General features: G+C 63.9%; 7 protein-coding genes. 6 read left to right on the top strand and 1 reads right to left on the bottom strand.

Annotation, left to right across the window (positions count from 1 at the left end; genetic code table 11):
• Positions 1-72: 72 nt before the first annotated feature.
• Positions 73-921: a delta-class carbonic anhydrase gene (locus HCZ87_RS18020; protein WP_217701974.1), complete on the bottom strand. Its 849-nt coding sequence runs from the start codon at positions 919-921 to the stop codon at positions 73-75.
• Positions 922-1,553: 632 nt separating this feature from the next.
• On the opposite strand from HCZ87_RS18020, the gene pgi reads away from it, so the two are divergent.
• The 6 genes from pgi (at position 1,554) to HCZ87_RS17990 (ending at position 9,122) form a co-directional block, all read left to right on the top strand.
• Positions 1,554-3,164 (top strand): glucose-6-phosphate isomerase, encoded by a 1,611-nt coding sequence (pgi, locus tag HCZ87_RS18015; RefSeq protein WP_167646034.1) that lies wholly within the window; start codon positions 1,554-1,556, stop codon positions 3,162-3,164.
• A gap of 22 nt (positions 3,165-3,186) precedes the next feature.
• On the top strand, positions 3,187-4,638 hold the full coding sequence (gene zwf / locus HCZ87_RS18010; protein ID WP_167646032.1) for a glucose-6-phosphate dehydrogenase: 1,452 nt from the start codon (positions 3,187-3,189) through the stop codon (positions 4,636-4,638).
• A 33-nt stretch (positions 4,639-4,671) separates the two neighbouring features.
• A complete protein-coding gene (gene edd, locus HCZ87_RS18005) occupies positions 4,672-6,483 on the top strand; it encodes a phosphogluconate dehydratase (RefSeq protein ID WP_167646030.1) in 1,812 nt (603 codons plus the stop codon).
• A 3-nt stretch (positions 6,484-6,486) separates the two neighbouring features.
• Positions 6,487-7,137 (top strand): bifunctional 4-hydroxy-2-oxoglutarate aldolase/2-dehydro-3-deoxy-phosphogluconate aldolase, encoded by a 651-nt coding sequence (gene eda / locus HCZ87_RS18000; RefSeq protein ID WP_167646028.1) that lies wholly within the window; start codon positions 6,487-6,489, stop codon positions 7,135-7,137.
• 184 nt (positions 7,138-7,321) lie between these two features.
• Positions 7,322-7,876: a hypothetical protein gene (locus tag HCZ87_RS17995; RefSeq protein WP_167646026.1), complete on the top strand. Its 555-nt coding sequence runs from the start codon at positions 7,322-7,324 to the stop codon at positions 7,874-7,876.
• Between the two features lie 211 nt (positions 7,877-8,087).
• On the top strand, positions 8,088-9,122 hold the full coding sequence (locus tag HCZ87_RS17990; RefSeq protein ID WP_167646024.1) for an AraC family transcriptional regulator: 1,035 nt from the start codon (positions 8,088-8,090) through the stop codon (positions 9,120-9,122).
• Positions 9,123-9,232 lie beyond the last annotated feature (110 nt).

The following is a 9,232-nucleotide window of genomic DNA, read 5'->3' as shown; positions in this document are numbered from 1 at the left end:
AGCGCGAGGGGCAGAGCCCCTCGTATAAAACCCGCAGCGCGAGGGGGCAGAGCCCCTCGCGCCTTGATCACATCAGTTTATGATCGGCGACAGCAGATCCGGATTGGTGACCAGATTGCGCACCCCATGGGCGTGATCTTCCTCAAAGCGGTTGTTTTGCAGCCAGGCATCGACGCTGTTGATGTCGATCTTCACCACCTGCGGACGCACGCTCCAGGTCACTTCAAAGGGCGACCCCGTCTCGTCATAGCCGGGCCCGGTGGTGGAACCGGCATAGACCACCGGATCGCCCAGGTCATTGGGCAGGTTCGGCGCCTGATAAAGACCATTGATTTTCTCGACCTCGGCCAGCGTCGTAAAGTCAGCCGCCTTGGGATCGTTGACCAGCACCCCGACAACCCCCTCGACGCGCAGCTGCGGGTTGTTGATCGCATCACTCAGGCAGGAGTTCAGCGTCGGCGCCGGAACCCCTTGGGCGGTGGTATAGACATAGTGGATCTCGATCGTGTCGCCCGGCTCCAGATCGCCATGTTCGCTCACGCCGATCGGATGACCGACGGGGGTCAGCTCGGCCTTCGTCAGGCTGCCGTTATACTTGAAACCCGTGCCATTGCCGTGACCGTCGCCATTGCCGGCATAGGTGGTGAAGTCACCGCCCTTGTGTTCGGCATTCTCATGAAAGTGGATATCGCAGAGGTTCATCGCGCTGCTCGCCGGGGCGGCGCCAAAGACACGGGTGTTGCTGCCCTTGACCTGATCCAGGTCGCGCGGCGCCTGCGGGCCAAAGCCCATGTCCTTCGTGGCCTCCGCCAGGGCGGCGCGCTGCTCGGCGATGACTGAATCGGGCACATTGACCTGCTCCCCACCTCCGCTGCCGCTGGCCCAGGCCGTACCGGCGAGCGCACACAGCGTGACAGTCATCACTGAGAGGCGTGTCTTTGAAGAGTTCATGGGGTGCTTCCTTATTCAGTCGCTGTTCGTTAGCGCAAACAGATCGCTGCGCAGCCCGGACCTATGGAAAATGCTGCATCAATGCAACAGTTCACAAATTCAACACTTCGTGACGCGACGAAACAAGAAATACCTCTTGCACTCTGGCGATTCACAAGACTCGAAACCCGACCTAACCCGCATAGACCTTGGTCAGGGACACTCCGATAATCAGCGCGGCGAGTGCAAAGGTCTTCAAATGTTGGATCATGGTCATACCCTCCGTTGGCCGGGCAGCATGTCGCCTGCCCTCTTGCCACCAGATTATGCGCAAGGGTGCGCCGCATATATGAACCGCTTCACAGAAGCAGAGAAAATCCACCGCCCGCTGTTGGAGCCCCGCCTCCCCCATGCCATACAGAAGAGAACCCAAGCCCAGCCAGAGAGGGAGGCCCCGCATGATGGAACCGCAGCCACGGCCCCGATCTGCGACAAACCCGTAATTTGGCGGAATTAGATCTGGAATTGTTAGCGCTAACTTGGCATATAGGCCGCAAGATCTCTGTATCCGCCCAAAGCCACGCCGCGCGCGCCACAGCATAGACCCATGAGGAGCTGATTTGATGAGCGATACCTGGCAGAAACTGACCGCCCACCGCGCCACGACCGAGGCCACGCCGCTGGCCGCGCTTTTTGAGGCCGATCGCGACCGTTTCAGCATGTTCTCCGCCGAGGCCGACGGGCTGCTCTTGGATTATTCCAAGACCGCGATTGATGCGACGGCGCGGGATCTGCTGATCGAGCTGGCGCAAAATGCTGGCCTCTCGGACAAGATCGAGGCGCTGATGTCCGGCGAGAAAATCAACAGCACCGAGAATCGCGCCGTGCTGCACACCGCGCTGCGCGCCCCCGCCGATGCGGTGATCGAGGTGGAGGGCGAGAACGTCGTGCCCGATGTGCACTCCGTGCTGAGCCGCATGGGCGATTTTGCCAGCGCCCTGCGCAGCGGTCACGATACGACCAAATCCGGCGCGGCTTTTACGGATGTGGTGAATATCGGCATTGGCGGCTCCGACCTCGGGCCGGTGATGGCCACACTGGCGCTTGCCCCCTATCACGACGGGCCGGCCTGCCATTTTGTCTCCAATGTGGACGGCGCCCATATCCATGACGTGCTGGCGGGGCTTGATCCTGAAACGACGCTGGTGGTGATCGCGTCCAAGACCTTCACCACCATCGAAACCATGACCAATGCGGCCACCGCCATCAGCTGGCTGCAAACCAGGCTGGGCGAGGATGTCTCGGGCCACCTGGCTGCCGTCTCCACCGCGCGGGACAAGACCGCCGCCATGGGCATCCCCGAAGAGCGCGTCTTTGGCTTTGCCGATTGGGTGGGCGGGCGCTATTCGATGTGGGGGCCCATCGGCCTGCCCATCATGATCGCCGTCGGGCCGGAGAATTTTCGCGCATTCCTCGATGGCGCGGCGGCGATGGACCGCCATTTCCGCGAGGCCCCGCTGGCGGAAAACCTGCCCGCGCTGCTTGGCCTGATCGGCATCTGGCACAACAATATCTGCGGCTATGACACCCGCGCGGTGCTGCCCTATGACCAGCGCCTGTCGCGGCTGCCCGCCTATCTGCAACAGCTGGATATGGAATCAAACGGCAAATCCGTCAGCCTCGACGGCGCGCCCCTGCCCCGCGCCTCTGGTCCGGTGGTCTGGGGCGAGCCGGGCACCAATGGCCAGCACGCCTTTTACCAGCTTCTGCATCAGGGCACCCGTGTGGTGCCCGCAGAATTCCTGATCGCAGCGGAAGGGCACGAGCCCGAGCTCGGCCATCAGCATGACCTCTTGAAGGCCAATTGCCTGGCCCAGTCCGAAGCCCTGATGCTGGGCCGCTCCCGCGAGGACGCCCGCAAGATCGCCGAGCAGCGCGGCTTTACCGGGGCCGAGGCCGACCGCATGGCCGGGCACCTCAGCTTTCCCGGCAACCGCCCCTCGGTGACGCTGGCCTATCCAAAACTCACGCCTTTCGTGCTTGGCCAGATCATCGCGCTATATGAACACCGTGTGTTCACCGAAGGCGCGATCTGGGGGCTGAACTCCTTTGACCAATGGGGCGTCGAACTTGGCAAGGAACTTGCCACGCAGCTGCTCCCCCTCGTCGCGGGCGGCGACGCCACTGGCAAGGATGGCTCCACCCGGGGCCTGCTTGCGAAACTCACGACCTGAACAGCGCAGAAGGATCTGACCCATGGCCCCCCGCGTCATCCCCGTAGACAGCTTTGATTTCGTCCTTTTCGGCGCCACCGGCGACCTCGCGCGCCGCAAGATCCTGCCGAGCCTGTTCCACCGGTTCCAGATCGGTCAGTTCGACGAGAACTGCCGCGTCATTGGCGCCTCGCGCAGCCAGCACACGCAGGAAGAGTTCCGCGCCCTGGTGAATGACGCGCTGCATGAATTTGGCGACATCGAACCGGCGGCCGAAGCTGACATCGCCAAGTTTCTCGAACTTCTGGACTATGCCCCGGTGGATGCGCGCGGCGATGGCGGCTGGAGCGAGCTGGCCGGCAAGCTGCGTGACAACGTGGTGCGCGCCTTCTATCTCTCGGTGGCGCCCAGCCTCTTTGGCGACATCGCCGGGCGGCTGAAAACCACAGGCATCGCCGATGACAACAGCCGCATCGTGGTGGAAAAACCCTTTGGCCATGATCTGGCCTCGGCGCAGGCGCTGAATGCCGCCCTGCGCGCCCATTTCAAAGAGGGGCAGATCTACCGCATCGACCATTATCTGGGCAAGGAAACCGTGCAGAACCTGATGGCGCTGCGCTTTGCCAACTCGCTGTTTGAACCGCAGTGGAATTCGCACAACATCGACCATGTTCAGATCACCGTCGCCGAGAGCATCGGCGTCGCCGGTCGGGGCGAATATTACGACAAATCCGGCGCCATGCGCGATATGGTGCAGAACCACCTGATGCAGCTTCTGTGTCTGACCGCGATGGAGCCGCCCTCGACGTTTGAGCCCAACGCCGTGCGCAACGAAAAGCTCAAGGTCATCGAGAGCCTTGAACCTGTGTCGATGGAAAACATCGTGCGCGGCCAATACCGCGCCAAGGCGGGCGGTGACAGCTATCTCGACCATGCCGGCGATCCCCATTCCCGCACCGAGAGCTTTGTGGCGATGAAGGTCGAAGTGGCCAACTGGCGTTGGGCGGGCACGCCCTTTTACCTGCGCACCGGCAAATGCCTGCGGGCGCGGGCGTCGGAAATTGCGGTGTTCTTCCGCAAGCCGCCGCACAACATCTTTGGCGAGGACAACGCCATCGAGGGCAACAAGCTGGTGATCCGCCTGCAACCGGACGAGGGCATCACCCTCAAGACCACCATCAAGGACCCCGGCCCCGGTGGCATGCGCCTGACCAGCGCCAATCTCGACATGACATTCGCCGACAGCCTGCCCGAGGCAGGTCGCCCGCAGGATGCCTATGAGCGGCTGATCATGGATGTGATCCGGGGCAATCAGACCCTCTTCATGCGCGGCGACGAGGTCGAGGCCGCCTGGACCTGGGCCGATCCGATCATCTCCGCCTGGGACAATGCCACCCGCACCCCGCAACCCTATGATCAAGGCAGCTCCGGCCCCGAAGATGCGCTCTTGCTGCTGCACCGGGACGGGCGTCGCTGGCGTCCGATCGGCGCCTGATTTCCCGTTTGACTGACCCAAAGGAGGCACGCCATGTCGCTGCACGCCACGCTCGCTGCCGTCACTGACCGCATCACCGAAAGAAGCCGCCCCACCCGCGAGGCCTATCTTGCCCGCATGCGCGCCGCTGGCTCCCAGGGCCCCGCCCGCGCGCATCTCAGCTGCTCGGGCCAGGCCCATACCTATGCCGCCACCGGCCCCGACCAGGAGGCGCTGGCGACCAAGGGCGGCGGTCATCTGGGCATTGTCACCGCCTATAACGATATGCTCTCGGCGCATCAGCCGTTTGAAACCTACCCGATGCAGATCCGCGAGGCCGTGCGCGAGGTCGGCGGCACTGCCCAGGTTGCGGGCGGCGTGCCCGCCATGTGCGACGGCATCACCCAGGGCGAGGCCGGCATGGAGCTGTCGCTGTTTTCGCGCGACAGTATCGCCATGTCGGTGGGCATCGCGCTCAGCCACAATGTCTTCGACGCCACCGTGTTTCTCGGGGTCTGCGACAAGATCGTGCCCGGCCTGGTGATCGGCGCGCAGGCCTTTGGCCATCTGCCCGCCGTGTTCCTGCCCGCAGGGCCGATGACCTCGGGCATTTCCAACGATGAAAAGGCCGAGGTGCGCAAGAAATATGCCGCTGGCGAAATCGGGCGCGACGAGCTCCTGAAATCCGAGATGCAAGCCTACCACGGCCCCGGCACCTGTACGTTTTACGGCACCGCCAACACCAACCAGATGCTGATGGAGTTCATGGGGCTGCATCTGCCCGGCTCCTCCTTCGTCAATCCCGGCACCGAGCTGCGCGACGCGCTGACCCGCGAAGGCGCCAAACGCGCGCTGTCGCTCTCGGCCCTCGGCAACGCCTATACGCCGGTCTGCGATATCCTCAGCGAGAAGGCCTTCGTGAACGGCATCACCGGGCTGATGGCCACCGGCGGCTCCACCAATTTGCTCATCCATCTGATCGCCATGGCGCGTGCAGGCGGTATCATTCTGGACTGGCAGGATTTTTCCGAAATCTCCGACGTGGTGCCGCTGCTGGCGCGGGTCTATCCCAACGGTCTGGCGGATGTGAACCACTTCCACGCCTCCGGCGGGCTCGGCTATATGATCGGCCAGCTTCTGGACGCGGGCTTTTTGCATCCCGACACCAAAACCGTAACCGGCGAGGGGCTCGGCAGCTACCTGATGGAGCCTTTCCTTGATGCGGGGTCGCTGACCTGGCGCAAGGGCACCTCAGAGACGCTGAACGACAAGATCCTGCGCCCGGCCTCTGATCCGTTCCAGAAAACCGGCGGCCTCTCGCGGCTTTCGGGCAATCTTGGCACCGGGGTGATGAAGATCTCCGCCGTGGCCGAGGAACACCGCGTGGTCGAGGCACCCGTGCGCGTGTTCCACGATCAGGACGAGGCCAAGGCCGCCTTCAAGGCGGGCGAGCTGAACAACGGCGATGTGATCATCGTGGTGCGTTTCCAGGGTCCCAAGGCCAACGGCATGCCCGAGCTTCATTCGCTCACGCCGCTGCTCTCGATCATGCAGGGGCGCGGGCAAAAGGTGGCGCTGGTCACCGATGGGCGCATGTCCGGTGCCTCGGGCAAGATCCCCTCGGCGATCCATGTGGTGCCCGAAGCGCTGGACGGCGGCCCCATCGCCAAGCTGCAAGACGGTGATATCCTGCGCTTCAACGCCACCACCGGCGAGCTGGAGATCCTGACCGAAGGCGTGCTTGACCGTCCCGCCGTTGTTGCCGACCTGTCCTCCTATCAGCATGGCACCGGGCGCGAGCTCTTTGCCCTGTTCCGCAAATCCGTCACCTCCGCCGATACCGGCGCAACCGTATTTGGAGTCTGAGCCATGGCAATCACCCCGCAACAGGCCAGCTGGAAAGCCCGCGAAATCTGCAACCTCGCCCCCATCGTGCCGGTGCTGGTGGTGCATGATGTCGCCCACGCCCGGCCCCTCGCCGAGGCGCTGGTCGCCGGTGGCCTGCCCGCGCTGGAGGTCACCCTGCGCACCCCCGCCGCGCTGGATGTGATCCGCGAGATGTCACAGGTCGCAGGCGGCGTTGTCGGCGCAGGCACCCTGGTGACCCCGGCGGATGTGACCGCCGCGGTCGAGGCTGGCGCGAAATTCGGCGTCTCTCCCGGGGCGACGCCGATGTTGCTGGACGCCGCCGAAGAGGCCGGCCTGCCGATGCTGCCCGGCGCCGCCACCGCCTCCGAGGCGATGGCGCTGCTGGAGCGCGGCTATGACATGCTGAAATTCTTCCCCGCCGAGGCCTCCGGCGGCGCCCCTGCGCTCAAGGCCATCGGCGCGCCGCTGCCGCAGATCTCCTTCTGCCCCACCGGCGGCGTCAGCCCGATGAACGCCGAAAGCTACCTGAGCCTGCCCAATGTGATCTGCGCCGGCGGCAGCTGGGTCGCCCCGGCCAAACTGGTCGAAGCCGGCGACTGGAGCGCAATCCAGGAACTCGCCCGCGCCGCCAGCCAATTGCCGCGCGGCTGAGGCCTCACCCTCTGCATCGGGCGTGATGTCTTGCCCGATGCACCCCGCCCCTTGCCCCGCGTTCACTTGCTGATGGCAAGAATCTTAAAGTTCCTTCTCGATCACGCAACCAACCGCTAGGGTTGAGTCACCCGCTCGCTGGCGCCTTCGTGGCTTGCGGATTTTTGATACGAAAGGAATTCCTATGATCCGATTCTTCGCCTTTATCTTCGCGCTGGCCCTGCTCGCCAGCGGCGCCTCTGCGTTTTCGCCTGAACACACGACCAAGATCGTCCAGCTCCTGGAAAAGGGCGAGGCAGACTGCGCCCGGCTGGAGCCGGTCTATCAATTCGATTGCTTCCGCAAATCCTATTCCGACGCGATCCGCGAAACCCGCGCCTATCGCGATTACAGCAACGCAGGCAAGGCGCTGCGCGGGGTCGAGAAAACCCTCTCGGCGATTGTGAAACAAAACCGTGACACAACAAAGCCCAAGATCAAGCTCGGCGGGCAACGCTATACCGCCGTGCGCCCCGAAGCGGTGGCGGCAGGGGCCAAGGCGTTTCACGCCGCTCGCAACGAGGCCGCCACCATGCTCCTGCGCGCCACGGGGCGCTCAAAGGTCCATTACACCCGCATCGCCGAGGCGCTGAATTCCAACAAGGTGCTGATCCGCTCGCTGAACGAGTTTGGGATCGGGCAGAGTATCCGCACAGCGTCGCTCGTGTTGGTCGCCTCTGCCCATTTCCTGCGCTCCTGACCTCGCGCGACAGACCTTCGGCCGGATCCAGTACATCCGGCCGACCCTTGGCAGCGACGCACGACGAAAATCAACAAATCGTGCCATTCTGCACACAAACCGTGCCACATCACTGCAATCTGTTCAGCCCCCGTTGCGCCTGAACCAATATAGCCGATGTAATTGGCCCCCAGACGCCCTCCCCGAGGCGTCCTGATCGCAGAGGTTCCCCATGGCACAGGCTGAACGATTTCCCTTTATCAAGGCTCTCAAGGCCGCCTGCGCCATCCTTGGCATTGCGCCGGAACGGGTGATCCGCCGCGCGGGACTTCCGGTGGATCTGTTGACCGACGCGCATCGCGGCGTGTCCGGGCACCAGACCTTTGCGCTCTGGACGGCCATCTTTGCCGAGGCCGGATCGTATGAGAGGCTCTTGCATCTGGCCAAGACCTCGGCCCGCACCCCGTTCAAACCCGCCTTGCTGGCCTTTTCCTGTAGCCCGGATGTGGTGACCGGGCTGGAGCGGCTCAATCTGTTCAAACCCCTGGTGGCACCGGTCACCATCACCTGCGCGCAGATGCAGGCCCGCACCCGGGTGATCATCACCTCGACCCTGCCCGACGAGCCGCTGCCCGGCGTGGTCGCGGTCTGCGAGTTGGTTTTCTTTCTGGAGCTGATCCGCAACTGCACCGCCCATCATGTGGTTCCCCTCGCGGCGACCCTGCCCGCCAGCGCCACCGCAGCGCTGGACATCGACCTGGCGCAGCTGGAAGCAGAGGTCGGCTGCCAGATCTCCACCGGCGAGAACCTGAGCTTCCTGCTCGCCCCCGAGGACAGCAGCCGTCGGCTGATCTCCGAAGCCTCCGACGTCTGGCCCGCGTTTGAGAAAGAACTGCGCCGACAGATGATGGACTGGCAGGGCAGCCAGCCCACATCGGCACGGGTGAAGGCGGCGCTGCTGGAGCTTCTGCCCTCCGGCCAGGCCACGGCCGATGCGGTGTGCCGTCAGATGCTGATGTCCAAGCGCACGCTCTATCGCCACCTGGCCCGCGAGGATGTGAGCTTTCAGTCGATCCTGGATGAAACCCGGACCGAGCTGGCCCTGCACTACCTGCGCCAGGAGGATATCAGCATCGAGGAAATCTCCTATTTGCTGGCCTATAGCGATGCCAATTCCTTTTACCGGGCGTTCCGCAACTGGACCGGACAGACACCGCTGCAAGCCCGGGCGCAATTGACGGCAAGCGCGCAGCAGACGGTGATCTAGGCTCAGGGCCGCGTGCCCTCCGCCAGCACCTCGCAATAGAAAGCCAAGACCTCCCGCCCATTTGCCCTGCATCACAGATGCCGGGCCTCCGGTTGGGCCCGGCGGCGTGG

This window comes from Phaeobacter sp. HF9A, assembly GCF_011806385.1.
Lineage (GTDB): Bacteria > Pseudomonadota > Alphaproteobacteria > Rhodobacterales > Rhodobacteraceae > Epibacterium.
Note: the sequence above shows the minus strand (reverse complement) of the source record. Positions and strands in the feature narration are given on the sequence as shown.